Here is a 25,114-nt window from a genome sequence, read left to right on the forward strand (position 1 = left end):
GGTGCTCTCCGTTCGTAGGGGTTCTAGTAACCCAGCGGCTTGGGGCGCGGGGCGTCGATGAGCACCTCGCGGGTGCGTTCGACGTCTCGGCCGATGTTCTCCAGGAGTTCGTCCACGGAGTTGAACTTCACCATGTCGCGGATCTTCTCCACGAAATACACGGTGGCCACGTGCCCGTAGAGGTCGGCGCGGCGGTCGAGGATGAAGGACTCGACCGAGCGTTCGTGGTCGCCGAAGGTCGGATTGGTGCCCACGGAGACCGCGGCCGGGTAGGACAGTTCGGGCTGCATGTCGCCGTCGATGTGCCCGTCGCCCTCGACGACGAACCAGCCCGCATAGACCCCGTCACCGGGGACCGCAACGGACTCGGCGAAGTACTGGTTCGCGGTGGGGTAGCCGAGCTCGGCTCCCCCGCGGCCCGCGCCGTGCACGATCTCTCCGGTGAGCGAGTAGGGCCGCCCGAGCCCCCAGGCCGCCGCGGAGACCTCGCCCGCGGCGAGGCTGTCGCGGATGAGGGTGGAGCAGACGCGCTCGCCGTCGTCGTGAAGCAACGGCACAATCTTGATCTCCACGCCGTACTTCTCTCCCAGCTCCACCATGGTGTCGGCGGTGCCGCCCGCGCCGGCGCCGAAGGTGAAGTTCTCCCCCACGACCACGTACTGCGCGTGCAGGGTGTCCACGAGCAGGGTGCGGAAGTAGTCCTCGGGACTGAGGCCGGCGAGCTCCCGGGCGAAGTTGATGACGAGCACCGCGTCGATGCCCAGTTCCGCGCACATGAGTTCGCGCTCGCCGCGGGTGGTCAGCAGCGGCGGGGTGTCACCGGGCGTGAAGATCTCCCTCGGATGCGGATCAAAGGTGACCAGCACTCCGGGCAGCCGGCGCTCGCGGGCGGCGTGCACGGCGGTGTTGATGAGACGCTGGTGACCTCGGTGAACTCCGTCGAAGACGCCGATGGTCACCACGCTGGCCGCCAGATCTCCGTGTACCTCGTCCGGGCCGTCCCAAATAATCACGTCCTACAGGTTACGACATAGAATCGCCCAATGACCGAATCGCTCTCCCGTTCCGGACTCGTCGTCGTGGACAAACCCGCCGGCATGACGTCGCACGATGTCGTCAGCCGCCTGCGCCGCATCATGGGCACCCGCAAGGTCGGCCACGCGGGCACCCTCGACCCCATGGCCACGGGCGTGCTCGTCGCCGGCATCGAGCGTGGCACGAAGTTCCTCGCCCACATGGTCGCGGCCACGAAGGCCTACGACGCCACCATCCGCCTCGGTGCCGCGACCTCGACCGACGACGCCGAGGGATCGGTGCTGTCCACTGCGGACTCGGACTCGCTTATCGACGACGCCCTCCACGCCTCCCTGGACAAACTACGGGGCGAGATCATGCAGCGTCCGTCCTCGGTCTCCGCGATCAAGATCGACGGCAAACGTGCCCACGAACGGGTCCGCGACGGCGAGACCGTGGACATCCCGGCCCGCCCGGTCACCATCCACCGCCTCGACGTGCTGGACATCCGCCGCGAGGACGGATTCGTGGACGTCGACGTCTCCGTGGGCTGCTCCTCGGGCACCTACATCCGCTCGCTCGCGCGCGACCTGGGTGAGGACCTCGGGGTGGGAGGTCATCTCACCGCCCTGCGGCGCACCGAGGTGGGGCCGTTCCTGCTCGCCGATGCCCGCACCCTGGAGGAGTTGGAGGATTCACCCCGATTGTCACTCTCGCTGGATGAGGCGTTGACGAGGTCATACCCGTCGATAAGCGTCACCGACGACGAGGCTGCGGCCCTGGCCATGGGCAAGTGGCTGGAGCCGCGGGGGCTGGTCGGGGTTCACGCCGCCGTGGCCCCCGACGGGCGGGCGGTGGCGCTCATCGCGGAGAAGGGCAAGCGCCTGTCCACGGTGTTTGTGGCGCGGCCGTCGACGTTGTAGCTAGAGCCACTCCACAAACGTGGAGGCCACGACGAAACCGTCCTTGATCTTCCACCGGCCGTTGATGAACGGCACCGGCGCAGGTCGGACCAGCAGATAGGACACGAAGGTCCCGTCCGGGCGGATGTCCACCTCCGCGCCGTCGAAGTCGAGGAAGCGCTGGGTCAGGGGGAACCAGGACTTGTAGGTGGACTCCTTGGCGCAGAACAGCAGCCGGTCCGCGCAGTGCACGCCGGCGTCGCGGAGCACGGCGAGCTGATCGATCTCCGCGGGCCGGGCAATGGACTCCAGCACGTTCTCCGGCAGGGGCTCGGCGGGCTCCGCATCCAGCCCGATCGACCGCACCGAGCGGGTGGGAGCGACAACCGCGGCGCGGAAACCCTCCGTGTGGGTCATCGAACCGACCACACCCTCGGGCCACAGGGGCATACCCCGCTCCCCCTTGAGAATGGGGACGTCCCCGTCGTAGCCGAGGTCGGCCAGAGCCGTGTGCGCGCACCAGCGGGCGTCGCCGAACTCGGCCCGGCGCACGTCCACGGAGTTGGCGACCAGCGTCTTCTCCAGGGGATGCAGGGCCTCGAAGTTGTTCAGGCTGGACTCGCCGTGGACGGTCTGGATGAAACAGAACCGGGCGGAGGAGGGAAAGAGAGAGGGATCAAGCATGGGCGCTCTCTGTCCGCATCACCGGATACGGCCAGGCGCGCAGATCGCCGTGGCGTTCCCATTCCCGCGGGTAGCCCAGGGACACCTCCAGGTGCTCCACTCCGTCCACGGTCAAGGAGGACGGCATGTGGAGGTGGCCGTAGATCACGGCCTCTGCGTTGAACCTCGCGGGCCAGTTCCGGGTGTGCCGGGTGCCGCACCACAGGCCGATCTCGGGATAGGTGAGCAGATCCGTCGGCTCCTGCACCAGCGGCCAGTGGTTGATGAGGATGGTCGGGCCGGTGACGTGCCCGAGCCGTTTGATCGAGTAGGTCAACCGGTCCCAGCACCATGCGCGGATGTCCACGAACGGGGCGATGGCGAACTCGTCGGTCATGACCAGGCCCCGCTCGTGCGCGTCGGCCACGGCCTCCTCCACCGACTTTCCCGGACCTCGGAAGGAGTAGTCGTAGAGCGTGAACAGGGGGCAGATGGTCACCCCGTCGAAGACCGGGAAGGGGTCCTCCGGGGTGAGCACGTCGATCTCCCGGCACCCCTCGACCAGGGCCGTGTACTTGTCCCGGCCCTGGTGCTCCTCCGAGGAGCGGGAGAACAGTTCATGGTTGCCGGGTACCCAGATGACGGTGGCGTAGCGGCTGCGCAGCTCGGCGAGGATGTCGATCACCAGGTCGGTGCGCTCGGCGACGTCGCCGGCGACGATGAGCCAGTCCGAGGGGTCCGTGGGCTGCAGCTGCACCACCCGGTCGCGGTTGGCCGACACGGCGGCATGGAGGTCCGACACCGCCCACAGCGTGGTGGTCATCGCTCACTCTCCTTGCCGCCGCCGGTTACCGCCCAGCGCATCGAGTGGAAACGCCAGATCACGGCCACCAGCCTAATGGCGACGAACGCGAGCAGGCCGAGCCACACCCCGGGCAGGCCGCCGTCCAGGGCGTAGGAGATCCACACCCCGGGCAGGAAACCCAGCAGCACCGAGCCGATGGAGATGGTGCGCAGGAAGGCGGCGTCGCCCGCGCCGAGCAGAACCCCGTCGATGGCGAAGACCACCCCTCCCGCCACGATCATGGCCAGCAGGATCCACCACGGGATCCGCATGGCCTCGAGAACGGCGGCGTCGGTGGTGAAGATGCGCGGAATCACCCGTGCGCCCAGGGCGAAGACGGCGGCGAGCAGGCCAGCGAAGACCAGCGAGTACACCGTCACCTTCCTGCCCACGGAACGCGCCACCCCGACGGTCCCCCTGCCCAGCGCCGCCCCGGTGAGGGCCTGCGCGGCGATGGCCAGCGAGTCCAGCACCAGGGTGATGAAGTTCCACAGCTGCAGCATGATCTGGTGCGCCGCCAGCGGCGCGGTGCCGAAACGCGCCGCGACGGCCGCCGCGGAGAGGAACGCCACCTGGAACGAGAGCGAGCGCAGGATGAGGTCACGGCCGAGGATGAGCTGCTGCCAGATCACCCGGGGGCGCGGGGCCCAGGAACCGTCGTGCTCCCTGATCAGACACACCACGAAAGCCGTCGCGGCGATGGCCATGCCCAGGACGTTGGACATGGCCGAGCCGACCAGGCCGAAGAGCGCGACCAGCGGGAAAATCGCGAGCGCTCCGGGAATGACGCCGGCGAGTACGAAGTAGAGCGGCCTGCGGGTGTCCTGGATGCCCCGCAGCCAGCCGTTTCCGGCCATGACCATGAGTGTCAGCGGGATCGCCACCGCGGCCACCCGCAGCCAGTGCGCCGAGGCCTGGGCGACAGCCTCATCCCCGGCCAGCGCCAGGGTGATGCGGCCGGCGAAGATCCACACCAGCGAGGCCAGCACGAGGCCGACCGCCAGCCCCAGCCACGTTGCCTGCACCCCCTCGGCCACGGCACCGCGGCGATCCCCTGCGCCGTAGAGCCGGGCGGAGCGGGCGGTGGTGCCGTAGGACAGGAAGGTGAGCTGGGTGGTCAACGACGACTGGATCGCCGCTCCGGCCGCCAGGGCGGCGAGCTCGAAGGCGCCCAGCCGGCCGATGACGGCCGTGTCCAGCATGAGGTAGAGCGGGGTCGCGGAGAGCACGCCCAACGCGGGCAGTGCGAGGGCGAAGATCTGCCGGCCGGTGACCTCCCCGGTCACGGGGTCTGGCTCAGAGCCGACAGGAACTCGGTGACGATCGCCTCCCGGGGCCCGGCGGTCATGTACCCCGCGGCGGGGATGTGTCCACCGCCGCCGAAACGCAGGGCGAGCTGGGAGACGTCGATGGTTGAGGAGCGCAGCGACACCGCCCAGACGGCGCGGGACTGCTCCTTGAACACCACGCCGATGTCCGTTCCCTCCAGGGCGCGGACGAAGTCCACGAGGGACTCGACGGCGCTGTTCGGCTGCCCGCCGATCGCCTCGATGTCGGCGATGAGGATGGCCGCGGTGTGCTCACCCACCTCACGGACCTGGAGGCCGGAGAGCACCCGGCCGAACATCTGCAGGCTGCTCGAGGTGGTCAGGTCCAGCAGGTCCACGGCGATCTGCCGGGTGTCCAGCCCGTAATCCATGAGCTCGGCCGCGAGGGTGTGCATGCGCGCGCCGCCCCAGCGGAAGCTGCCGGTATCGGTCATCAGCCCTGCGTAGAGCGCGTGGGCGATGTCCCGGTCAAGCTCGACGCCGAGCATCTCGATGATCCTGCGCAGAATCACCGTGGTGGACTCCGCGACCTCCACCAGGTTGTCCGTGCCGAATCCGGGATTGGACTCGTGGTGGTCGATGACCAGCGAGCGCCGGGAGGTGAACTCCTCCATGAGCGAGCCGGTCCGGTCGAGGGACCCGCAGTCGACGGCGACGATGAGGTCCGCCTCCGCCGGCAGCGAGGTGGACGGGAGAACCTCCTCGGCCCCGGGAATGGTGCGCAGGTTCGCGGAGAAGTCACCGGGCTGTCCGACGTGCGCGGTGACCGTCTTCCCCAGCTTGCGCAGCGCGAGGGTCAGCGCCATGACCGAGCCCACGGCGTCGGCGTCCGGGCGCAGGTGGCCGGTGACGGCGACGGTCTGTGCCTCCCGCAGCACCTCGACCGCGCGTTCGTAGGAGCCGATCACTTGTAGGGATCCGGATCCCCGGCGGGCGTGGCGTTCTCCTTGAGCTTGGCCAGCTCGGCGTCGCGCGCCCGGGCGCGCTCGAGGAGATCCTCCATGTGCGCGGAGGCCTCGGGAACCGTGTCCAGCTGGAACGACAGCGTGGGCGTGAAACGCACGCCGAGCTGGTCGCCCATGGTCTTGCGGAGGTGTCCCCGCTGGCGGTTCAGCGCCTCGGCCGCACCGTCCAGATCGGGCTCGTCGTCGATGGTGATGCCACGGACGGTGTAGAAGACCGTGGCGTCGTGGAGGTCGCCGGTGACCCGGGCATCGGTGACGGTGACGGCCTCGAGCCGGCGGTCCTTCTGGTGCTGGCGCTCGATGGCCGTGGCGACGATGGTCTGGATGCGTTTGGCCATTCGCGCGGCGCGTGCCTGATCTGCCATGGCAGCTCCCCTCTTCTAGCGTTCAAGTGTTGGGTTCATCCTATCCTGCCGCCCCGCCCAGAACGGGAAACGGCCACGGGCGCGAGGCGGGGTGGTGCTCGAAGGGATACCCCAGGGAGACGTCGAGGTGGCGACGGCCGTCGACAAGCCTCTCCCCCGGCGTATGCAGGTGTCCGTGGATCACCGCCCGGGCACGGTACTTCACCGCCCAGTCACGCGTGGCGGTGGTTCCCGACCATAGGGCGACGTCGCGGCCGGCGACGGGTTCGATGACCAGGGGCCAGTGGTTGATGAGCACGGTGGGGCCGCGGACCTCATCCAGGCGGGCCCGGGTGTAATCGAGGCGCTCGGCGCACCATGCGGGAATGTCCACGTAGGGCGCGATGGCCAGCGTGTCGTCGAGCTTGAATCGGGCGTTGTCCGGCGTCAGCCCCGGGCGGGCGAAGGAGTAGTCGTAGAGCGTGAACAGCGGGCACACCGTGACACCGTCGAACACGGGATAGGGGTCCTCGGGCGTATCGACGCCGATGGCCCGCAACTCCCCGACCAGCGCCCGGTAGCGTGCCTTACCCGTGAGTTTCTCGCTGCGCCGGTTGAAGAGCTCGTGATTGCCGGGGACCCAGATGACACGTTCGAAACGCGAGATCAGCCCGGCCAGTGTCTCCACTACCGGGCTGATCTTTTCTGCGACATCCCCGGCGACGATGAGCCAGTCGCCGGGGCCGGCCAGCCCGTCCACCCTCGCCCGGTTCTCGGGGAAGGTGACGTGCAGATCGCTGACCGCCCACAGGGTTTTCGCCATGAGGCGAGTTTAGGCCTGATTAGGTGCGGGGAACCTCAACCATCTCGAAGGCCTCGATGGTGTCGCCGATCTGGAAGTCCTGGAAGGACAGGACCATACCGCACTCGTAACCTGCGGAGATCTCGGTGACATCCTGCTTCTCCTGGCGCAGCGAGTTGACGTTGACCTCGTTCGCGATGACCGAGCCATCGCGGACCAGGCGCGCCTTGACGTTGCGACGGATCTTGCCCTCGGTGACCATGCAACCGGCGATGTTGCCGATAGCCGATGCCTTGAAGATCGCGCGGATCTCGGCCTTGCCCAGATCGCGCTTCTCGTAGATCGGCTTGAGCATGCCCGTGAGAGCCTGCTCGACCTCTTCGATCGCACGGTAGATGACGGTGTAGTAGCGGATGTCCACACCCTCGTTGTTCGCCTCTTCCGTGGCCTTACCCTCCGCGCGGACGTTGAAGGCGATGATCACGGCGTCGGAGGCCGAAGCCAGCGAGACGTTGGTCTGCGTCACGGCACCGACACCACGGTCGATGATGTTCAGCTCGACCTCGTCGCCGATGTCCAGCTTCAGCAGGGACTCCTCCAGCGCCTCGACGGAACCGGCGTTGTCGCCCTTGAGGATGAGGTTGAGCGTCGAAGTCTCCTTCAACACCGCATCCAGATCCTCCAGGGAGACCCGCTTCTTGCGCTTGGCCTGCATGGCGGAGCGCTGGCGGGCATCGCGCTGCGCGGCAATCTGCCGGGCGACACGATCGTCCTCGACCACGATGAGGTTGTCACCGGCGCCGGGGACGCCGCTGAGACCGTGGACCTGGACCGGCTTGGACGGTCCAGCCTCCAGGACGTCCTCGCCCCACTCGTCGAGCATGCGACGCACACGACCGTGGGCAGAACCCACGACCATGGAGTCACCGACGCGCAGGGTGCCGCGCTGGACGATGACCGTGGCGACCGGGCCGCGACCGCGGTCCAGGTGCGCCTCGATGGCCAGGCCCTGGGCGTTCATGTCCGGGTTGGCCTGCAGCTCGAGAGCGGCGTCGGCGGTGAGCACGACGGCCTCGAGGAGGTCGTCGATACCCGTGCCCTCGCGGGCGGAGACGTCGACGAACATGGTCTCGCCGCCGTACTCCTCCGGGATGATGCCGTACTCGGTGAGCTGGCCGCGGATCTTGTCCGGCTGCGCGTCCGGCTTATCCACCTTGTTCACGGCGACGACGATGGGGATGTTTGCCGCGTTGGCGTGGTTGATGGCTTCCACGGTCTGGGGCATGACGCCGTCGTCAGCTGCGACGACGAGGATGGCCAGGTCGGTGGACTGGGCACCGCGGGCACGCATGGCCGTGAAGGCCTCGTGGCCCGGGGTATCCAGGAAGGTCAGGTCGCGTTCGCGGCCGTCGATCTCCAGCGGCACCTGGTAGGCGCCGATGCCCTGGGTGATGCCACCGGCCTCGCCCTTGCCCACGTTCGTCTTACGGATCGTGTCCAGGAGGCGGGTTTTACCGTGGTCGACGTGGCCCATGACGGAGACGACGGGAGCACGCTTCTCCAGCTCCTCGTCACCGCCCCAGTCCTCGCCGAACTGCAGGTCGAAGGACTCGAGGAGCTCGCGGTCCTCGTCCTTCGGGGAGACGAGCTCAACATTGTAGTTGATCTCGGCACCCAGCAGCTGCAGGGTCTCCTCGGGAACGGAGGCGGTGGCCGTCACCATTTCACCGAGGTTGAACAGCGCCTGGACCAGTGCCGACGGATCCGCACCGATCTTCTCAGCGAGGTCAGACAGCGAGGCACCACGACGCAGGCGCAGGGTCTGGCCCTGGCCGTCGGGCAGGCGCACGCCACCGATGACGTTCGGCTGGTGCATCTCCTCGTACTCGTTGCGCTTCTGACGCTTGGACTTGCGGCCCTTGCGGGGCGCTCCGCCCGGACGGCCGAACGCACCGGCAGTGCCGCCGCGACGTCCGCCACGGCCGAATGCGCCGCCGGGTCCGCCACCAGTTCCGCCACCGGTGCGGCCGCGGCCGCCTCCGGGCTTACCGCCACCTGCGGCGGGAGCGGACTTGGACGGCATGGCGCCCGGTGACGGGCGTGCCGGCATAGCTGCGGGGGACGGACGACGTCCGCCACCCTGACGCTCGGCACCCTGTCCCTGGCCCTGGCCCTGCTGCGGGCGCGGGGGTTTGTTGCCCGGACCCGGGCGGTCGCCGGCGGGACGCGGCTTAGCTCCACCGGGGCGCGGTGCGGCGCCGGAGGAGAAGGGGTTGTTGGCCACGCGCGGCTTGCCCTGCTTGGGCATGGGACGCGGCATCGGCCGGGGCATGCTGTTGTTCTCGGCGTTGCCGGCCGGCTTGTCTTCGGCCTTCGGCGCGGAGTCTCGCGGGGCCTCGGGTTGCTTGGGGGCAGCGGGCCGGGCACCGGGGGTTGCCGGCTTCGGAGCGGAATCCTGGGCTGCTTCCCGAGCTGCCTGGGGCTGCTTCGGTGATGCGGGCTTCGCTGCCGGGGTCCCGGTGGACTCCGGCTTGGCGGCCTCGGGCTTCGGAGCCGGGGTGGTGGCCTCGGGCGCCTTCGGGGCGCCGGGCTTCGGGGCCGCGGACTTCTTGGCGCCCGGCTTGGCCGGGGTCGCCGGCGTCCCCGCAGAGGCGGGGGTGTCGGCGGTCTTGTCACCGGTCGCACCATCGGTGGGTCCGAAGTGGTCGCGCATCTTGCGGGCGACGGGGGACTCGATGGTCGATGATGCGGTCTTGACGAATTCGCCCTGCTCCTTGAGCGTGGCGAGAAGTTCCTTGCTGGTTACGCCGAGTTCTTTTGCGAGCTCGTGAACGCGTAGCTTTCCGGGCACTTGTCTCCTCATTGGTTGGCTAGAGGACGTGCCACGAAAAGTGGGGCCCTCTAGGGTGTACTGCTGACTTTCATCGCCGATGCTTAATCATCGTTGAGTGCTCATCAGTGTTCGGTCTTCTTTCCTTTTTGGGTGGGCCCGTCTGCATGTTCTGCGAGGTACGTGCGTACATGACCAGTGTCCACGGGCCCGTTCACTCGGAGTGCTCGCCCGAAGGCGCGCCGTGACCCCGCCAGCTCCCACGCGGCAAGCGTCGGAGTGATCCACGCTCCCCGCCCCGGGAGGCGGCGATGCGGATCGGCGACGACGCGCTGCGACTCGCGGTCGAAGACCACTCTGAGCAGCTGGCTATCGCCGTGACGCTCGCGCGTGGCGATGCAGGTTCTGATCGGTGCCGGTTGACTGCGCGGCAAAAGATCTCCTCTGCATCACAACTGGTGAACGGTACGTGGGCCGTTGCCAACCATACGCCATAGTTACGGGAAAATGAACTTGCCCCGCTGGGGCGATGAGCCGGTGCCGACTTCAACTCGACACGACCCAGGCCCAAAACCTCTTCCTGCGGATGCCCACTTATCTGGGCAGATATGCCAGGAGTCCCGGAAGCGCCCGTTCCCCTGCTCCCGGCCCGGCTGCAGCCCAAGCGTTATCTAGACTCCCGACCCCGAGAATCCCATCCGCCCGGGCGTTCTGGCACGACCGCTCTCTTCCACGGCTGAGAGTATCCGAAAGTGCCTTAATTCCTGGACGGGCGATCGATATCGTGAAGACCGCCGCAGGCCGGCGACATCGCCAGGCGTGCGGCGCTCATCACACAGCTCGGCAGCATCGACGCAGGCAAGGAGGAAACGTCCTTGACCGTCCACCGGTATGCGCCCTCGAAAGCGAGGGTGCAGGCGTCGGCAACAACATCCCAGTGAGTCCGGCCGAAAACAGGCCGCCGAGCTGATCAGGTCTCCGGGACCCGAATACAACCTTCCCGCCGTTGCGGGAAGTGCACGAGAGGAGAATCCCATGAAGAAATCTCTTGCGAGCACCCTGGCGTTCGCCACGTCGATCGCCCTCGTAGCCTGCGGTGACAGTACTGATATGGCATCCGCTACGACGTCAGCGCCCACATCCGCTGCAACGTCCGCAGCAGATGGTGTCACAGACAACAGCGTCGTGCCCGGTGAGCCCGCCGTGGCGGCGGTGGGTGACACGATTCAGCTCGCCACAAAGGACGGCGGCATCGTCGAGCTGACCATCACCGATCTGACGCTCGGAGAGGAGTGCCGCTACGAGCCCGGGACTGTTGAAGAAAACATCGACCCAGAGTTCAACCGGCCAACACCCGGTGAGCAGTACCTCCAGGTGTGGGGTGAATTGGACACCACGCAGCTGCCCACGGGTACTGGAAGCGGCGAAATTTCACTCGCGAACCCCCAGTACACCGATGCCAGCACCACCCCGCATTCCGCAGAGCCTGCTACGGAGTGCGGAGGCTCTACCGAAGGTCACCAGCCGTGGACCGCGCCCGTCAAGAACGGTGAGAAGCAGAGTCTGTATGGGGCGTTCGTGGTGCCCAAGGTGATCGACACCGTCGCCATCGAAGGCGCGGTGTTCACGCCGTAGCCACGGCGCTGCTCGGCTGGGGGGAGTATCCGGCTCCCCGGCCCGGGCAGCACGCGATTTACTCCGCGTCGGAGTGGATGTCGATCTTCCAGCCGGTGAGACGCGCGGCGAGCCGGGCGTTCTGCCCTTCCTTGCCGATCGCCAGCGACAGCTGGTAATCGGGCACCGTGACGCGTGCGACCTGCGCGTCGGCGTCGACGATGTCCACACGCACCGCGCGCGCCGGCGCGAGGGCATTGCCCACGTAGACGGCCGGGTCCTCGTCAAAGTCGACGATGTCGATCTTCTCCCCGCCGAGCGCCTCCATGACGTTGTTCACACGCTGGCCCTTGGGCCCGATGCAGGCGCCCTTGGCGTTGATACCCTTGACCTTGCCGCTCACGGCGATCTTGGAGCGGTGGCCGGCCTCGCGCGAGATGGCGTTGATCTCCACGGCGCCGTCGACGATCTCGGGCACCTCGAGCTCGAAGAGCCCGCGGACCAGCTCCGGGTGGGTACGCGAGAGGTTGACCTGGACGGCCTTGGGGTTGCGGTTGACGCCCACGAGGAAGGCCTTGACGCGGTCGCCGTGCTCGAGCTTCTCGCCCGGGATCTGCTCGGCGGGCAGGAGAATGCCGTCCTGAGCGTCGTGTTCGGTGCCGAGTTCGACGATGACGATGCCGCGGGCGTTGGCCTTCGCGTCGGCCTGGACGATGCCGGAGACGACCTTGCCCTCGTGGACGGCGTACTCCTCGTAGGTGCGCCCGGTCTCGGCCTCGCGCAGTCGGCGGAGGATGGCCTCGCGGACGGTGGAGGCGCCGATGCGGCCGAAGTTGGCGGGGGTGTCGTCGTACTCGCTGACGCCGTCCTCCTCGGTGACGATGACGGACACGTCGCCGGTCTCCGAGCTGATGTCCACCCGTGCCTGGCCACCGGGGCCGCGGTACTCGCGGTAGGCGAAGAGCAGGGCGCCGGCGATGGTGCGCAGCATGTCATCGACGGGAATGCCCTTGCTGCGTTCGATGTCCCGTAGAGCGCCAAGATCAATATTCACTTGTTGTCCTCCCGCCACGTGGTGGCTTCGTCGTAAGTCATGTCGCTGAGGTCGAGTTCGGCCTGCGGCGGATTGTTGAACTCAATGTCTACCACCGCGGACTCGTCCCCGGAAAACGCCAGTTCCCGGATCTCGCCGCCCGCTCCGACGAGGATGACGGCGTCCTCCGCGGGCGACAGCGCGCCGATGCGCCACTTCTGCCCGTCGAGGATCACCGCCCGGCCGCGGTTGCGTCGCCAGTGCCGCGGTGCGGTCAGCGGCGTATCGACGCCCGGGGTCGACACTTCGAGGGTGTAACCCGCTCCGAAATTGACGCTCCCGGCGGCCTCGGCGTCGTCGAAGACCTCGCCGATCTCCTGGGACACGACCCCCAGATCGTCGAGGCTGGGCCGCTCGTCGGAGTCCAGCGCGATCTGCACGGAAGATTTCTTTCCGGCGGGGACGGCGCGGATGTTCTCGATGTCGAGCCCGTGCGATTCGGTGACGGGCCTGATCAGCTCAGCGAGTTGTTCTGTGGTGGGGAATGCCATGCCCACCAGCCTAGGCGGTAGCATGTCCGGCGTGAACTCCGCCGCTAACCGACGTTCCGCCGCCCTCCTCGTCGCCGCCGTCGCGGCCGGCAGCCTGGGTGCGTGCACCTTCGGCCCGCGGCCGGATGCCGAGCTGCTGGAGCTGGCGCAGCAGGCCACCGCGGACGGCCGATCCGCCCACGCCGACGCGCTGTACGCGGAGATCGAACGTCTCTGCGGGGTGGACGAGCAGGGCGAGGTGCCCACCTCCTGCGAGGTCGAGCACACCGCCGGGCAGCTGCGCCCCTCCCCCGCCCCGCTGGGCGCGTACCTGGAGGCGCAGGTCCCCGAGGAGTCGGTTGACCTGGTCACCTCCCAGGCGATCGAGCTCGCGTCGCTGGACAGCAGCGAACTCCCGGCAACGGTCGTCACCGATCCAGAGGATCAGGAACTCGTGCGTGAGGTGCTGCGTCAGGAGCACGCGGCAGTCTACGGGCTGGAGGCGTCGCGGGCGTTTGCGTCGGATCCGGAATGGGTGGACCCGCTCGTCGAGAAGCATGAGCAGCGTGTCAGCGTGTTGTCCGACGCCGTGCCCGACGCCCCGGTCGCCGCGGCGGGGTACACCTTCGGTGAGATGGAGCTTGACGACGCCTTGGTCGAGCACATCGAACGCAGCACCGCCGACGCGTGGGCCGCGGCCGCCGCGGACGCCACCTCGGTGGAGGGGCGCTCCCTGCTGGTGCAGGGCGCGGGCCGCGCGCTCCAGCGTTAGCTGGCGATCAGGCGCAGGAGCTCCGCGACCGCGTCGTCGTAGGCGATCTCCGAGGTCTCGCCGCCGCGCACGCGCAGCTCGACCTTGCCGTCGGCGAAGGCCCGGCCGAGGATGACGGCGTAGGGCATGCCCAGCAGCTCGGCATCCTTGAACTTCACGCCGGGAGAGACCTTGGGACGGTCGTCGAAAAGCACCTCGATGCCGGCGGCGTCCAGCTCGGAGACCAGCCGCTCGCCGGCCTCCGTCGCGGCCTCGTCCTTGTTCGCCACGGCGACGTGCACCTGGTACGGGGCGACGTTGGCCGGCCAGACCAGACCCTTCTCGTCGTGGTTCTGCTCGGCGAGCACGGCCATCATGCGGGAGACGCCGATGCCGTAGGAACCCTGGGTGGGGATGGCGCGTTTGCCGGACTCGTCGAGAATCTGGACGTCGAAGGCCTCGGTGTACTTGCGGCCCAGCTGGAAGATGTGCCCGAGCTCGATGCCACGCTCGAGGGTGAGGGTGCCGTGGCCCTCGGGGGCGGGATCGCCCTCGCGGATCTCGGCGGCCTCGATGTAACCGTCGACGGTGAAGTCCCGGCCGGCGACGAGGCCGACGACGTGGCGCTGCTTCTCGTCGGCGCCCGTGATCCACGCGCTGCCCTCAACGACCCGCGGGTCGGCGAGCACCTGCACACCGTTCGCGTTGAGGCCGCGCGGGCCGATGTACCCCTTGACCAGGAAGGGGTGGTTCTTGAAGTCCTCGGGCTCGGCCAGACGGAACTCCGCGGGCTCGAGCGATGCCTCGAGGCGCTTCTCATCCAGCGCGCGGTCGCCGGGGATGAGCACGCCGGTGAGCTCCCACTCCCCGCCCGGCTGGCGGATCATCACGGCCATGCACTTGAGGGTGTCGGAGGCCTGCGCCTCGATGCCCTCGGAGCGCGCCCATTCGACCAGCGTTTCGATGGTCTCGGAGTCCGGGGTCTCGTAGACCTTCGCCTCGGGCAGCCCCTCCAGGGGAACGGCGGCCGGGCGGGGGGTGACCACGGCCTCGACGTTGGCGGCATACTCGCCGTCGGTGGAACGCACGAAGGTGTCCTCACCGTTGGGAGAGACGGCGAGGAACTCCTCGGAGGCCGAGCCGCCCATGGCGCCGGAGGTGGCCTTGCAGATGGCGTAGTCGATGCCCAGGGAGTCGAAGATGCGCTGGTAGGCGGCGCGGTGGTTCTGGTAGGACTGCTCGAGCCCCTCGTCGGTCATGTCGAAGGAGTAAGAGTCCTTCATCACGAACTCCCGCCCGCGCAGGATCCCGGCGCGGGGGCGTTCCTCGTCGCGGTACTTGGTCTGGATCTGGTACAGCGTGACCGGGAGATCCTTGTAGGAGGAGTAGAGGTCCTTGACGGTCTGGGCGAACATCTCCTCGTGGGTCGGGCCGAGCAGCATGTCCGCGCCCTTGCGGTCCTTGAGACGGAAGAGGGCGTCGCCGTATTCGGTCCACCGACCCGTGGTCTCGTAGGGCTCCCTGGGCAGCAGCGCCGGGAAGAGCAGCTCCTGGGCGCCGATGCCCTCCATCTCCCCGCGGACGACGTCCTCGATCTTGCGCAACGTGCGCAGGCCGAGCGGCAGCCAGGAGTAGATGCCGGGCGCGGCGCGGCGGATGTAACCGGCGCGCACGAGCAGTCGGTGGGAGGGAACCTCGGCGTCGGCGGGGTCTTCGCGCAGTGTGCGCAGGAAGAGGTGGGACATGCGGGTAATCATGGGCGAGACTTTACCCGGTAGCCTCTGAGCCATGTTGATCGTCCTGCCCCCGTCGGAAACCAAGTCTCACGGCGGCAGCGGCGCGCCACTGGATCTCGCGGAACTGTCGTTCCCGGAGCTCACCCCGGTGAGAAGAGAGCTTGTCGACGCCCTGTCCACCCTCCCCGTCGACGACGCCCTCGAGACGTTGAAGATCTCGGAGAAGCTCCGCGGTGAGGCGGAGTCCAACACCCGGCTGTGGACGAACCCGACGATGCCCGCCATCGAGCGCTACACCGGCGTGCTCTACGACGCGCTCGACGCAGCCACGCTGGAGGACACCAGCCGGCTCGCCGTCGGCTCCGCGCTGTTCGGCGTGGTGCGCGCCGCCGATCCCATCCCCCACTACCGGCTCTCGGGCGGGAGCAAGCTGGGCGGGCGCACCATGAAGTCGCGCTGGGGGAAACTCATCACCGAGGCGCTCTCCGGGGAGTTCATCGTTGACCTGCGCTCGGGCACGTACCAGACGCTGGGCAAGGTGCCCGGCGCGGTGACGGTCCGGGTGGTCAGCGGGGAGACCCGACAGGTGATCAGCCACTTCAACAAACACTTCAAGGGCGAGTTCGCCCGGGCCCTGGCCCTGCACGACGCGGGGTCGGTCGGGGACGTCGTGGACATCGCCCGCGCGGCCGGGCTGGACATCGAGTTCGACGGCGGGCCGGAGCTCACCCTCGTCACGCCGTAATTATCAAATTATCAATCTATACTGCGGGGCATGAACCCCTTCCGCCCCACCTTCGGCGCCTCCCCCCACCTCTGGGCCGGGCGCCAGCAGATCCTCACCGACTTCGCCACCGGCCTGGCCGGCGGGCCGGGTGATCCCCACCGCTCGCTGGTCATCGGCGGCGCCCGGGGAATCGGCAAGACGGTGCTGCTCACCGAGCTCGAGGACATCGCCATCAGCAACGGCTGGGTGGTGCTGCGCGCGACGGGGCGGGAGGACACCGTCGATACGCTGGTCAACTCCACCATCCCCGCCAAACTCAACGAGCTCGATCCGCCGGCCAAACGCACCGTGACCGGTGTGAGCATCGCCGGGGTGGGGCGCATCGACTCCGACGTTGCCGACCACACCGAACCCGTGCCCACCCTGGGGTTGCGCCTGCGCGAGCTGCTGGCGCTGCTGGAGACCGGGGTGATGATCACCGTCGACGAGGTCCAGGACGCCGACCCCGAATCGCTGAGCCGGCTCGCCGTGACCTACCAGGACCTCATCCGCGACGAGGCCAACGTCTCCCTGGTCATGGCGGGTTTGACCCATGGGATCGGCAAGCTGCTCGATCTCCCCGGCACGACGTTCCTCCGCCGGGCGCGGCGCTACGAGCTCGGCCCACTGCAGGACGAGGACGTCGCCCGCATCCTCACCGGGACCTCGGACAAACCCTTCGACGACGTCGCACCCGCGGTGGAGATCGCGCAGGGTTACCCCTACCTCGTGCAGCTGCTGGGTTATCTCGCCTACGCCCGGTCCGGGGAACGTATTGGCGCCGCGGACATCGCCGCCGTGCGCGACGAGTGTGTGGAGACCATGGGCGCGCAGGTGCACCACCCCTCGCTCAAGGACGTGCCCGCCGCGCAGCTCGCGTACCTGCACGCGATGGCGGACGGGCTGACCTCGACCAGCGACATCGCCGAGAGGCTGGGCAAGACTCCCAACGCCACCACCGACACCCGTTCCAAGCTCCTCGACCGCGGGCTCATCGACGTCGCCGGCTGGGGCCACGTCCAGCTCGCCCTGCCCTACCTCGCCGAGTTCCTGCGCGGCGGTGGCCGGATCAACCGGATCAGCTAGAGGCGGGCCACCTCGCCGATGACGTAGACGGCGGGTGATGAGATCTCCGCGCGTGTCATGTCCGCGGCCAGCGTCTCCACGGACCCCGTCACCGAGCGCTGCGCAAGGGTGGTCCCCTCCATCACAGCCGTGGCGGGGGTGTCGCGGGGCAGGCCGGCGCCAATGAGCGCCGCGGTGATCGCCGCCACGTGACGCACCCCCATGACCACGACGATGCTGCCACCCACCCGGGCCAGGGCCGACCAGTCAACCAGTCCCTCGCCCGGCGCGACGTGCCCGGAGACGACGGTGAACGCATGGGTCACGCCCCGGTGGGTCACCGGCACCCCGGCCGCCGCGGGGACGGAGACCGCGCTGGTCACCCCGGGGATCACCTCGCAGGCGACGCCGTGGGCCGTGAGGTGCTGGACCTCCTCGAAACCGCGCCCGAAGACAAACGGGTCCCCGCCCTTGAGCCGGGCGACCTTTCTGCCGGCCAGGGCGTATTCGACGAGCAGGCGGTTGGTCTCCTCCTGCGCCACGGAGCGGCCGTAGGGCAGCTTGGCCACATCGATGACCTCCTTGTCCCGCACGTCCACGATCCGGCTGAGCTCCGGACCCAGGTGGTCGGTGAGGATCACCTCCGCCTCCTCCAGCGCGCGTGCCCCGCGCAGCGTGATGAGGTCCCAGGCGCCGGGGCCGCCGCCGATCAGTGTCACCGGATGAATCGTCATGGGCGCACACCTTACGTCTACCCTCGGGGCCATGAGTGCTTCAGACCTGCTTCACACCTACGCCGACGCCCTCCCCGAACTCGTGATCGACGCCACGGCCGAGGAGATGCCCGATCCCCAGCTCATCGTTCTCAACGAGCCGCTGGCCGAGGACCTGGGACTGGACGTGTCCTGGCTGCGCTCGGCCGAGGGCACGGCCTTTCTCACCGGCCAGGTCGGACGCACCGTGGCCATGGGGTACGCCGGCCACCAGTTCGGCCAGTACTCCCCCCGGCTGGGTGACGGGCGTGCCGTGCTCCTCGGCCAGCTGCCCACCGGGCAGGACCTGCACGTCAAGGGCGGCGGGCGCACACCGTTTTCCCGGGGTGGCGACGGCCGAGGCACCCTGACCTCGATGCTGCGCGAGTTCCTCTACTCAGAGTCCATGCACGCCCTGGGGGTGGACACCACCCGCACCCTGGCGGTGATCACCACCGGGCGCACGGTAGTGCGGGAAAACGGCGTCGAACCGGCCGCGCTACTCGTGCGGGTGGCGCGCGGACTCACCCGCGTGGGCACGTACCAGTACGCCCGATCCGGTGGCCCCGAGATCACGCAGCGGCTGGCGGATTACGACATCGCCCGGCATTATCCGTCGACAAGCTATGCGGGATTTTTCGAGGCCGTGATGGAACGGCAGATGGACACCGTCGCCGCCTGGATGCGCCTCGGGTTCATCCACGGGGTGATGAACACCGACAACACCTCCATCACGGGCGAGACCATCGACTACGGCCCCTGCGCCTTCACCGAGTCGCGTGACCCCGACGCGTTCTACTCCTCGGTGGACACGCAGGGCCGCTACCGCTTCGGCAACCAGCCGCTCATCCTGCGGTGGAACCTCACGCGCCTGGCGGAGACGCTGCTGGAGCTGGCCCCCCAGTCGGAGCTGGAGGCGCTGCTGGGACAGTTCGTGGAGAGGTTCGAGACCCGCGACACCGAACCCGTGCGGCCGCTGCATTTTCCGCGCAATCACCTCGTGGCCGACGCGCTGAAGAAGGCCCGCCTCGGCGAGTTCGGTGCCTACGAGGAGCTGCTCAACGCCGTCACCCGTCCCTGGGACCCGGCGGCGGGAGAACCCACGGAGGAGCCCGAGGACTTCGGGCACTTCATCACCTACTGCGGAACCTAGAAGCCGGTTCTAGAACTCGTCCACGACGATCCGACTCATCCCCATGAGCTTCTCGTAGGAGCCCGGGTTCTGCATGAGCTCACCGAGGTTGGCCGGCACGATCTGCCAGCTCACCCCGAAGCGGTCCTTACACCAGCCGCAGGGCTGCTCCTGCTCCGCCAGGCTCGCCCACAGCCGGTCGATCTCCTCCTGACCGTCCACCTGCACCATGAGTGAGACCCCCTCGGTGAAGGTGAAGTCCTGGGGCACCCCTGAATCCATGGCGGCGAACCACTCACCCATGAGCTGGAAATCGGAGAACACCACCTCGTCGTTGTGGGGATACTTGACGACGTTGCCCACCCGCGCATCCGCAAAGACACCGGTGTAGACCGCGATGGCCTCCTCGGCGCGGCCCTGCGCGTCGCCGCAGAACATGAGCTGCGGGATGATCAGCGGGCGCGAATCGCCCTCGGGGTTGGTGAGCATGAGCTGCCAGCTCACCCCGTAGCGGTCCTCGACCCAGCCGTAGTGCGGCGAGTAGTCGTACTCCCCCAGCTCCATGAGGACGCGACCGCCGTCGGTGAGCCGCTCCCAGAGCGCGTCGAGCTTCTCCCGGGGCTGGTCCATCGCCGCGGGATCGAAGTTGACAAAGAAGTTGATGGACGGGTTGGGCCGGATCTCGTCGCCGGCGTTGACGAGGATGAGGTGGAATCCACCGATCGAGATCTCGTTGGTCAGCGTCTGGCCGGCGAGGTGCCGCTGGAAGTCGAGCAGACCCTCCGTGGGATAGGTGTTCTGCTGGACGAGGGATGCATCCAGGCCCGCGAAGGCTTCCAGATAGAAGTCGCGGGCCTCATCGGCGGTGCCGTTGCACCAGATGTCGGGGGTTATGCGTTGCATACCCCCGAGATTCTAGCGCTCCAGCTTGAGGGCCTTCTGGCTGTAGTCCCACAGCTCGCCGAAGAGCTTGGGGTCCTCCGCCAGCTTGGTGCCGTAGGACGGGATCATCTCGATGAGCTTGGGGCCCCAGCTGATCATCTTGTCTCCAAAGCAGCGCTCCAGCAGCTCGAGCAGCGCGGACGGGGCGATGGACGCTCCCGGGGAGGCGCCGAGGATGCCGGCGATGGTGCCCTCCGCGTTGTTCACCAGGGCGGTGCCGAACTCGAGGGTGCCGAAGCGGGGCGCGGAGGCGGGCTTGATCACCTGGACACGCTGCCCGGCGATGATGGTCTCCCAGTCCTCCGGGCGGGCGGAGGGGACGTACTCCTTGAGATCGTCGACGCGGCCCTCGAAGTCCTTGAGCACCTCCTGCACCAGGTACTTGGTCAGGCCGAACTCGGTGGCGGCCACGCCGAGGTAGGACGCGACGTTGCTGGGCTTGATGGACTTGAACAGGTCGAGGTAGGAGCCCTTCTTCAGGAACTTGGGGCTCCAGCCGCCGTAGGGGCCGAAGAGCAGGCCCTTCTCGCCGTCGATGACACGCGTGTCCAGGTGGGGGACGGACATCGGCGGGGCGCCGACCTTGGCCATGCCGTAGACCTTGGCGTCGTGCGCCTCGATGAGCTCCTTGTTGGTGGAGCGCAGCCACATGCCGGAGACCGGGAAGCCGGCGTAACCGGAGACCTCGGGCACCCCGGCCTTGCGGAGCAGGTCGAGGGCGTAGCCGCCGGCGCCGACGAAGACGAACTTGGCCTTGACCACGGAGGTGTCCCCGGTGTGGCGGTTCTTCACCGTGACCTTCCAAGCGCCGCCCTCGCGGGTGAGGTTCTTCACCTCGTGCCCGTAGCGGATCTGCGTGCCGGAGGCCTTGGCCGCGGTGAGGAACTGGTCGGTCAGGGCGCCGAAGTTGACGTCGGTGCCGTCCGGGGTGCCGGAGTAGGCGACCTTCTCCGCACCGAAGTCACGCCCCTTCGACATGACGGGCAGGCGCTCGGCGAACTTGTCGGCGTCGTCGGTGTAGTAGAAGTCCGGGAAGAGCGGGCTGGCGCTAAGGGCCTCGTGGCGGCGACGCAGGTAGTCCACCTGCTTGTCACCCTGGGCGAAGGAGAGGTGGGCCACCGGGTTGATGAAGGCGGTGGGGTCATTGAGTACGCCGTGATCCAGCTGATGAGACCAGAACTGGCGGGAGACCTGGAACTTCTCGTTGATGGTCACGGCCTTGGTGATGTCGACCTTGCCGTTGACCTCAGGCGTGTAGTTGAGCTCACAGAGCGCGGAGTGGCCCGTGCCGGCGTTGTTCCAGGGGGAGGAGGACTCAAGGGCGGGGCCGTCGAGGCGCTCGAAGATCATCTGAGACCAGCTGGGCTCCAGCTCACGGATCATGGCACCGAGAGTGGCGCTCATGATGCCTGCGCCGACGAGCGCGACATCGACCTCGTCGGTGGGTTTGGTGTTCTGGGACGCTTCAGACAACGTGGCTACCTCATTTTGTATGTTCGTCGTCCCTCGACACCCCGAGGCGTGAGCAGCGACGCTAATTGACGCGGAATGGTTCCAAATCCTACTCCCTGGCGGCCTCTCGTGAGGCACCCGGGCCTGCCGGCGCGGTAACGTGGGCAGGCATGAACGTCGAAGCCGGCTGGAAACCAGACATCCTCGGGGAAAAATTCGAGTCCCGTGATCTCCCCCTGGGGGCGGATCCGGAGGGCGAGGGAGAGGCCGTCGCCACGCTCGTACGCCGCGGCACCGGCGACCGGGCGGTGCTCTGGGTGCACGGCATGACCGACTACTTCTTCCAGACCCACGTTGCAGAGTGGTTCAACGAGCAGGGTTACGCCTTCTACGCGGTGGACCTGCGCAAGTGCGGTCGCGCACGCCAGAAGGGCCAGCGCTGGCACTACAGCGAGAACTTCGAGCACTACTTTCCCGACCTCACCGCCGCCCTGAAGGTCATCTCCGCCGAGGTCCCCGGGGGTGTGATCCCCCTCGCCCACTCCACGGGCGGGCTCATTGTCCCCCTGTGGCTGGATCACCTGCGGCGCCACGATCCCGTGCTCCTGGAGCAGGTCCCCGGGCTGATCCTCAACTCCCCCTGGCTGGACATGCAGTACCCCACCTGGGCGGTGCGCGCGCTCAAGCCCATCGTCGGCGTCCTGGGCAAACGTTTTCCCACCGTGAAGATCCCCGGTGGCAACCTCCGCACCTACGCCGAGTCCATCCACGCCTCTCAACACGGCGAGTGGAAGTTCGACACCACCCTCAAGCCGCTGGACGGCCACGACAAGTACCTCGGTTGGCTGCGCACGGTGCTCTTCTCCCAGAAACGCATTCAGACCGGAGGAATTAACGTGGGCGTGCCGGTGTTGACCCTACTGTCCTCTTCGTCTTACCTGGGCAAACCCTACTCGGCGGCCGCGGACACGGCCGACGTCGTCCTCGACGTGGAGCAGATCGAGCGCTGGGCCCCCAAGGTGGGTCCGACGGTTACGCTGGCCTCCATCGAAGGGGCGCGTCACGACGTCTTCCTGTCCCTCCCCCACGCCCTCAAACACGTCAAATCCACCACCCGCGAGTGGCTCGCCACCCTCTGCCCCTTATAGGAGCTTCTGTCCTTCATGAACTTCGACGCCCACTACGACCTGATCATCATCGGTGCCGGATCCGGAAACTCGATCCCGGACGAGAATTTCGCCGACAAGAAGATCGCTATCGTGGAGAAGGGCCTTTTCGGCGGCACCTGCCTCAACGTCGGCTGCATCCCCACCAAGATGTACGTCTACGCGGCCGACCTCGCCTTCGAGGCCAGCCATTCCGAGCGCCTGAACATCTCCTCGGAGTACAAGGGCGCGGACTGGCAGGGGCTCGTCGACCGGGTCTTCACCCAGCGCATCGACCTCATCGCCGCAGGTGGCGAGCGTTACCGCCGCGGGGACGAGACCCCCAACATCGACGTGTACGACCACCACACCCGCTTCGTCGGCCCACGGACCCTGTCCACGGGCATCGGCGGCGAGGAACGCACCATCTCCGGCGACCAGATCGTCATCGCCACCGGCTCGCGGCCGGTCATTCCCGAGGTCGTCCGGGACTCCGGCATCCCGTTCCACACCAACGACGACGTCATGCGGCTCCCGGAGCAGCCGGAGTCGCTGATCATCCTCGGCGGCGGCTTCATCGCCATGGAATTCGCCCACGTCTTTGCATCCCTGGGCACGAAGGTCACGGTGATCAACCGCTCTCCGCTGCTGCGCAACCTTGACTCGACGCTCTCGGATCGCTTCAACTCTCTGGCCAGGGAGCGTTTCGACGCCCGCATCGGCCGCACCGTGGCCTCGGCCACCGGCGACTCCACCTCCGTGACCCTCACTCTCGACGACGGCTCCGAGGTCACCGCCGACGCCCTGCTCGTGGCCACGGGCAGGCGCCCCAACGGCGACGAGATGGACCTGGACCTCGGCGGGGTGAAGATGCGTGACGACGGCCGCGTGCAGGTCGATGAGTTCGGGCGCACCACCGCCGACGGCGTGTGGGCCCTGGGCGACGTGTCGTCCCCGTACCAGCTCAAGCATGTCGCCAACGCGGAGGCCAGAACCATCCAGCACAACCTGCTGCACCCGGAGGATCTGCGCGAGCTGCCGCTGGAGAACGTCCCCGCGGCGATCTTCACCCACCCGCAGATCGCCACCGTGGGCCTGACCGAGGAGCAGGCCCGCGCGGCCGGGCACGATGTCACCGTCAAGGTGCAGGCCTACAGCGACGTGGCCTACGGCTGGGCGATGGAGGAACGCGACGGGATCTGCAAGCTGGTCGCCGACCGCACCACGGGCAAGCTGCTCGGCGCGCACTACCTCGGCGCCCAGGCGTCGACGCTGATCCAGCAGATGATCACCGTGCTGGCCTACGACATCGACCTACGGGACTTCGCGCGCAGGCAGTACTGGATCCACCCGGCACTGTCCGAGCTCACCGAGAACGCGATTCTAGGTCTGGACTTCTCCGAGTAGTGGCGCGGTGAGAACGGGCCGATGCACCCCCGATAAGGGTGACCGTCTTCCTTAACGGATGATGAGAATCCCTCGGCGATTTCCGCGGTCTTCGCCCGCCAGTTTCTCCCCTCCGGCGGAAAGGCTACGCAATCCCGGGGGGATCCTTGCAATTTCACATAGATCTCTACGGATGGGTCGCGGCGGCATCTTTCGCTCATCTTGCCCCTACCGGCGGTTCTGTAAACGTTTCGCAGCAACACGGAATACAAACCACGCGGGTTCTGTGCGCTCAGGACTGGTTCACCGGTCCTGTTCGCCGCAGTTTTTCCGGTCCCGGAAAACAGGTTTCTCCCACCGTAAAGGAAATTGACAATGCGCTCTGTCCGCAACGCTGCCGTCGCCGGCGCCACCGTCCTCGCCCTCGCCCTAGGCACCACCACCGCCACCGCCCAGGAGTCGGACGCCGCTGAGACACAGGCACCCTCGCTGTCCTCGCAGCCGAACACGAGCCTGAATCTCGAGGGCGACCAGGACGCCAACGGCGAGGACATCTTCGGCTCCTCCAAGGATCTCGAGGATCAGCCCAACTGGGCCAAGGCCCTCTACGCCCTCACCGTCCTCGGCACCGTCGGGGCGTTCGTCGGCCTCATCGGCGGCCCGCTGTACAACTTCGTCGTGCACGGCCCCCAGGCTTAGGCCCCTCCCCTTCTTCACCGAACCCCCAAAAAGGAACACACATGCGTAACCTCCGCACCGCGGTACTCTCCCTCGTCACCGCAGCCACCGTCTCCGTCGCCACCGTCTCCGTCGCCGGCGTCTCCGTCGCCAGCGCCGCCCCGGATGTCGCCGAAACCGACAACCCGAACACCGTCTCCTCCGAGTTCTCCTCCCACGGCTCGAGCCTGTGGGAAATCGGCGACGGGCTGCAGGCTGAGGAAGGCATCAACGCCGAGGACCTCTTCGGCGAGGAGACCGTCGACGACGCTCCGGCCTGGGCCACCGAGTGGGTCAAGCTCACGATCGCCGCTGGTGTCGCGACCCTCGCCGGCGCGGCCATCGGCGTGGTGAACTACCTCAAGTACACCGGGGTTCTCCCCCGCTAGTACGCCCACGTA

Annotated in this window: 25 protein-coding genes; 10 read left to right on the forward strand and 15 right to left on the reverse strand. The window is 67.8% G+C overall.

Annotated features, from left to right (window positions below; genetic code table 11):
- Positions 1 to 23 precede the first annotated feature (23 nt).
- Positions 24 to 1,013, reverse strand: a complete 990-nt coding sequence (locus CDOO_RS08495) for a bifunctional riboflavin kinase/FAD synthetase (RefSeq protein ID WP_051063948.1) — start codon at positions 1,011 to 1,013, stop codon at positions 24 to 26.
- A gap of 30 nt (positions 1,014 to 1,043) precedes the next feature.
- Here CDOO_RS08495 and truB point away from each other — a divergent pair, with 30 nt between their 5' ends.
- Entirely contained in the window at positions 1,044 to 1,937 is an 894-nt protein-coding gene (gene truB / locus CDOO_RS08500) for a tRNA pseudouridine(55) synthase TruB (protein WP_018021016.1), read from the forward strand.
- On the opposite strand, the gene CDOO_RS08505 is transcribed toward truB, so the two are convergent.
- The 8 genes from CDOO_RS08505 to CDOO_RS13655 form a co-directional block, all read right to left on the reverse strand.
- Complete coding sequence (locus CDOO_RS08505) at positions 1,938 to 2,600, reverse strand: 4'-phosphopantetheinyl transferase family protein (protein WP_018021015.1); 663 nt, start codon at positions 2,598 to 2,600, stop codon at positions 1,938 to 1,940. It lies immediately after the preceding gene.
- Complete coding sequence (locus tag CDOO_RS08510) at positions 2,593 to 3,402, reverse strand: metallophosphoesterase family protein (RefSeq protein ID WP_018021014.1); 810 nt, start codon at positions 3,400 to 3,402, stop codon at positions 2,593 to 2,595. The genes CDOO_RS08505 and CDOO_RS08510 overlap by 8 nt, the downstream gene beginning before the upstream one ends.
- Positions 3,399 to 4,709 (reverse strand): MATE family efflux transporter, encoded by a 1,311-nt coding sequence (locus CDOO_RS08515; protein WP_018021013.1) that lies wholly within the window; start codon positions 4,707 to 4,709, stop codon positions 3,399 to 3,401. The genes CDOO_RS08510 and CDOO_RS08515 overlap by 4 nt, the downstream gene beginning before the upstream one ends.
- Positions 4,706 to 5,659: a DHH family phosphoesterase gene (locus CDOO_RS08520; RefSeq protein WP_018021012.1), complete on the reverse strand. Its 954-nt coding sequence runs from the start codon at positions 5,657 to 5,659 to the stop codon at positions 4,706 to 4,708. The genes CDOO_RS08515 and CDOO_RS08520 overlap by 4 nt, the downstream gene beginning before the upstream one ends.
- Positions 5,656 to 6,081 (reverse strand): 30S ribosome-binding factor RbfA, encoded by a 426-nt coding sequence (rbfA, locus tag CDOO_RS08525; protein WP_018021011.1) that lies wholly within the window; start codon positions 6,079 to 6,081, stop codon positions 5,656 to 5,658. The genes CDOO_RS08520 and rbfA overlap by 4 nt, the downstream gene beginning before the upstream one ends.
- A gap of 40 nt (positions 6,082 to 6,121) precedes the next feature.
- On the reverse strand, positions 6,122 to 6,883 hold the full coding sequence (locus CDOO_RS08530) for a metallophosphoesterase family protein (RefSeq protein ID WP_018021010.1): 762 nt from the start codon (positions 6,881 to 6,883) through the stop codon (positions 6,122 to 6,124).
- 19 nt (positions 6,884 to 6,902) lie between these two features.
- On the reverse strand, positions 6,903 to 9,713 hold the full coding sequence (gene infB, locus CDOO_RS08535; RefSeq protein ID WP_018021009.1) for a translation initiation factor IF-2: 2,811 nt from the start codon (positions 9,711 to 9,713) through the stop codon (positions 6,903 to 6,905).
- 104 nt (positions 9,714 to 9,817) lie between these two features.
- On the reverse strand, positions 9,818 to 10,126 hold the full coding sequence (locus tag CDOO_RS13655) for a YlxR family protein (protein ID WP_081610302.1): 309 nt from the start codon (positions 10,124 to 10,126) through the stop codon (positions 9,818 to 9,820).
- A 601-nt stretch (positions 10,127 to 10,727) separates the two neighbouring features.
- On the opposite strand from CDOO_RS13655, the gene CDOO_RS08540 reads away from it, so the two are divergent.
- On the forward strand, positions 10,728 to 11,327 hold the full coding sequence (locus tag CDOO_RS08540) for a hypothetical protein (RefSeq protein ID WP_018021008.1): 600 nt from the start codon (positions 10,728 to 10,730) through the stop codon (positions 11,325 to 11,327).
- 58 nt (positions 11,328 to 11,385) lie between these two features.
- Here CDOO_RS08540 and nusA read toward each other — a convergent pair whose 3' ends face one another.
- A complete protein-coding gene (nusA, locus tag CDOO_RS08545) occupies positions 11,386 to 12,360 on the reverse strand; it encodes a transcription termination factor NusA (RefSeq protein WP_018021007.1) in 975 nt (324 codons plus the stop codon).
- Positions 12,357 to 12,890: a ribosome maturation factor RimP gene (gene rimP / locus CDOO_RS08550; RefSeq protein ID WP_018021006.1), complete on the reverse strand. Its 534-nt coding sequence runs from the start codon at positions 12,888 to 12,890 to the stop codon at positions 12,357 to 12,359. Before rimP ends, nusA begins: the two co-directional genes overlap by 4 nt.
- Positions 12,891 to 12,921: 31 nt before the next feature.
- On the opposite strand from rimP, the gene CDOO_RS08555 reads away from it, so the two are divergent.
- On the forward strand, positions 12,922 to 13,641 hold the full coding sequence (locus tag CDOO_RS08555) for a hypothetical protein (protein ID WP_155861262.1): 720 nt from the start codon (positions 12,922 to 12,924) through the stop codon (positions 13,639 to 13,641).
- On the opposite strand, the gene CDOO_RS08560 is transcribed toward CDOO_RS08555, so the two are convergent.
- Complete coding sequence (locus CDOO_RS08560; protein ID WP_018021004.1) at positions 13,638 to 15,377, reverse strand: proline--tRNA ligase; 1,740 nt, start codon at positions 15,375 to 15,377, stop codon at positions 13,638 to 13,640. The two genes, CDOO_RS08555 and CDOO_RS08560, sit on opposite strands and share 4 nt — an antisense overlap.
- Positions 15,378 to 15,408: 31 nt before the next feature.
- On the opposite strand from CDOO_RS08560, the gene yaaA reads away from it, so the two are divergent.
- Positions 15,409 to 16,101, forward strand: a complete 693-nt coding sequence (gene yaaA / locus CDOO_RS08565) for a peroxide stress protein YaaA (protein ID WP_018021003.1) — start codon at positions 15,409 to 15,411, stop codon at positions 16,099 to 16,101.
- A 30-nt stretch (positions 16,102 to 16,131) separates the two neighbouring features.
- The gene (locus CDOO_RS08570) at positions 16,132 to 17,208 is read left to right on the forward strand and encodes an AAA family ATPase (RefSeq protein ID WP_018021002.1); all 1,077 of its coding nucleotides are present in this window, start codon (positions 16,132 to 16,134) and stop codon (positions 17,206 to 17,208) included.
- Here CDOO_RS08570 and cobA read toward each other — a convergent pair.
- Entirely contained in the window at positions 17,205 to 17,921 is a 717-nt protein-coding gene (gene cobA, locus CDOO_RS08575) for a uroporphyrinogen-III C-methyltransferase (protein ID WP_018021001.1), read from the reverse strand. The genes CDOO_RS08570 and cobA overlap by 4 nt on opposite strands.
- A 31-nt stretch (positions 17,922 to 17,952) precedes the next feature.
- Between cobA and CDOO_RS08580 the strand changes: the two genes are divergently transcribed.
- On the forward strand, positions 17,953 to 19,092 hold the full coding sequence (locus CDOO_RS08580) for a protein adenylyltransferase SelO family protein (RefSeq protein ID WP_026159220.1): 1,140 nt from the start codon (positions 17,953 to 17,955) through the stop codon (positions 19,090 to 19,092).
- A 9-nt stretch (positions 19,093 to 19,101) separates the two neighbouring features.
- Here the strand turns inward: CDOO_RS08580 and CDOO_RS08585 are convergent, their stop codons facing one another.
- Positions 19,102 to 19,974: a VOC family protein gene (locus CDOO_RS08585; RefSeq protein ID WP_018020999.1), complete on the reverse strand. Its 873-nt coding sequence runs from the start codon at positions 19,972 to 19,974 to the stop codon at positions 19,102 to 19,104.
- 12 nt (positions 19,975 to 19,986) lie between these two features.
- Entirely contained in the window at positions 19,987 to 21,486 is a 1,500-nt protein-coding gene (gene mqo / locus CDOO_RS08590; protein ID WP_018020998.1) for a malate dehydrogenase (quinone), read from the reverse strand.
- Between the two features lie 149 nt (positions 21,487 to 21,635).
- Between mqo and CDOO_RS08595 the strand changes: the two genes are divergently transcribed.
- From CDOO_RS08595 to CDOO_RS08610, 4 genes are all read left to right on the forward strand, one after another.
- Positions 21,636 to 22,613 (forward strand): alpha/beta hydrolase, encoded by a 978-nt coding sequence (locus tag CDOO_RS08595; protein ID WP_018020997.1) that lies wholly within the window; start codon positions 21,636 to 21,638, stop codon positions 22,611 to 22,613.
- A 15-nt stretch (positions 22,614 to 22,628) separates the two neighbouring features.
- Entirely contained in the window at positions 22,629 to 24,017 is a 1,389-nt protein-coding gene (gene mtr, locus CDOO_RS08600; RefSeq protein ID WP_018020996.1) for a mycothione reductase, read from the forward strand.
- Between the two features lie 354 nt (positions 24,018 to 24,371).
- Positions 24,372 to 24,695, forward strand: a complete 324-nt coding sequence (locus tag CDOO_RS08605; protein ID WP_018020995.1) for a hypothetical protein — start codon at positions 24,372 to 24,374, stop codon at positions 24,693 to 24,695.
- Between the two features lie 41 nt (positions 24,696 to 24,736).
- Positions 24,737 to 25,102, forward strand: a complete 366-nt coding sequence (locus CDOO_RS08610) for a hypothetical protein (protein WP_018020994.1) — start codon at positions 24,737 to 24,739, stop codon at positions 25,100 to 25,102.
- Positions 25,103 to 25,114 lie beyond the last annotated feature (12 nt).

The organism is Corynebacterium doosanense CAU 212 = DSM 45436, assembly GCF_000767055.1.
GTDB classification, from domain to species: Bacteria; Actinomycetota; Actinomycetes; order Mycobacteriales; family Mycobacteriaceae; genus Corynebacterium; species Corynebacterium doosanense.

Bases quoted from the DNA above. Each gene is read 5' to 3' on its own strand.
- truB (WP_018021016.1), top strand. From the start codon at position 1,044: ATGACCGAATCGCTCTCCCGTTCCGGACTCGTCGTCGTGGACAAACCC.
- CDOO_RS08505 (WP_018021015.1), bottom strand. From the start codon at position 2,600: ATGCTTGATCCCTCTCTCTTTCCCTCCTCCGCCCGGTTCTGTTTCATC.
- CDOO_RS08510 (WP_018021014.1), bottom strand. From the start codon at position 3,402: ATGACCACCACGCTGTGGGCGGTGTCGGACCTCCATGCCGCCGTGTCG.
- rbfA (WP_018021011.1), bottom strand. From the start codon at position 6,081: ATGGCAGATCAGGCACGCGCCGCGCGAATGGCCAAACGCATCCAGACC.
- CDOO_RS08530 (WP_018021010.1), bottom strand. From the start codon at position 6,883: ATGGCGAAAACCCTGTGGGCGGTCAGCGATCTGCACGTCACCTTCCCC.
- CDOO_RS08540 (WP_018021008.1), top strand. From the start codon at position 10,728: ATGAAGAAATCTCTTGCGAGCACCCTGGCGTTCGCCACGTCGATCGCC.
- rimP (WP_018021006.1), bottom strand. From the start codon at position 12,890: ATGGCATTCCCCACCACAGAACAACTCGCTGAGCTGATCAGGCCCGTC.
- CDOO_RS08560 (WP_018021004.1), bottom strand. From the start codon at position 15,377: ATGATTACCCGCATGTCCCACCTCTTCCTGCGCACACTGCGCGAAGAC.
- yaaA (WP_018021003.1), top strand. From the start codon at position 15,409: ATGTTGATCGTCCTGCCCCCGTCGGAAACCAAGTCTCACGGCGGCAGC.
- CDOO_RS08570 (WP_018021002.1), top strand. From the start codon at position 16,132: ATGAACCCCTTCCGCCCCACCTTCGGCGCCTCCCCCCACCTCTGGGCC.
- cobA (WP_018021001.1), bottom strand. From the start codon at position 17,921: ATGACGATTCATCCGGTGACACTGATCGGCGGCGGCCCCGGCGCCTGG.
- CDOO_RS08580 (WP_026159220.1), top strand. From the start codon at position 17,953: ATGAGTGCTTCAGACCTGCTTCACACCTACGCCGACGCCCTCCCCGAA.
- CDOO_RS08585 (WP_018020999.1), bottom strand. From the start codon at position 19,974: ATGCAACGCATAACCCCCGACATCTGGTGCAACGGCACCGCCGATGAG.
- CDOO_RS08595 (WP_018020997.1), top strand. From the start codon at position 21,636: ATGAACGTCGAAGCCGGCTGGAAACCAGACATCCTCGGGGAAAAATTC.
- mtr (WP_018020996.1), top strand. From the start codon at position 22,629: ATGAACTTCGACGCCCACTACGACCTGATCATCATCGGTGCCGGATCC.
- CDOO_RS08605 (WP_018020995.1), top strand. From the start codon at position 24,372: ATGCGCTCTGTCCGCAACGCTGCCGTCGCCGGCGCCACCGTCCTCGCC.
- CDOO_RS08610 (WP_018020994.1), top strand. From the start codon at position 24,737: ATGCGTAACCTCCGCACCGCGGTACTCTCCCTCGTCACCGCAGCCACC.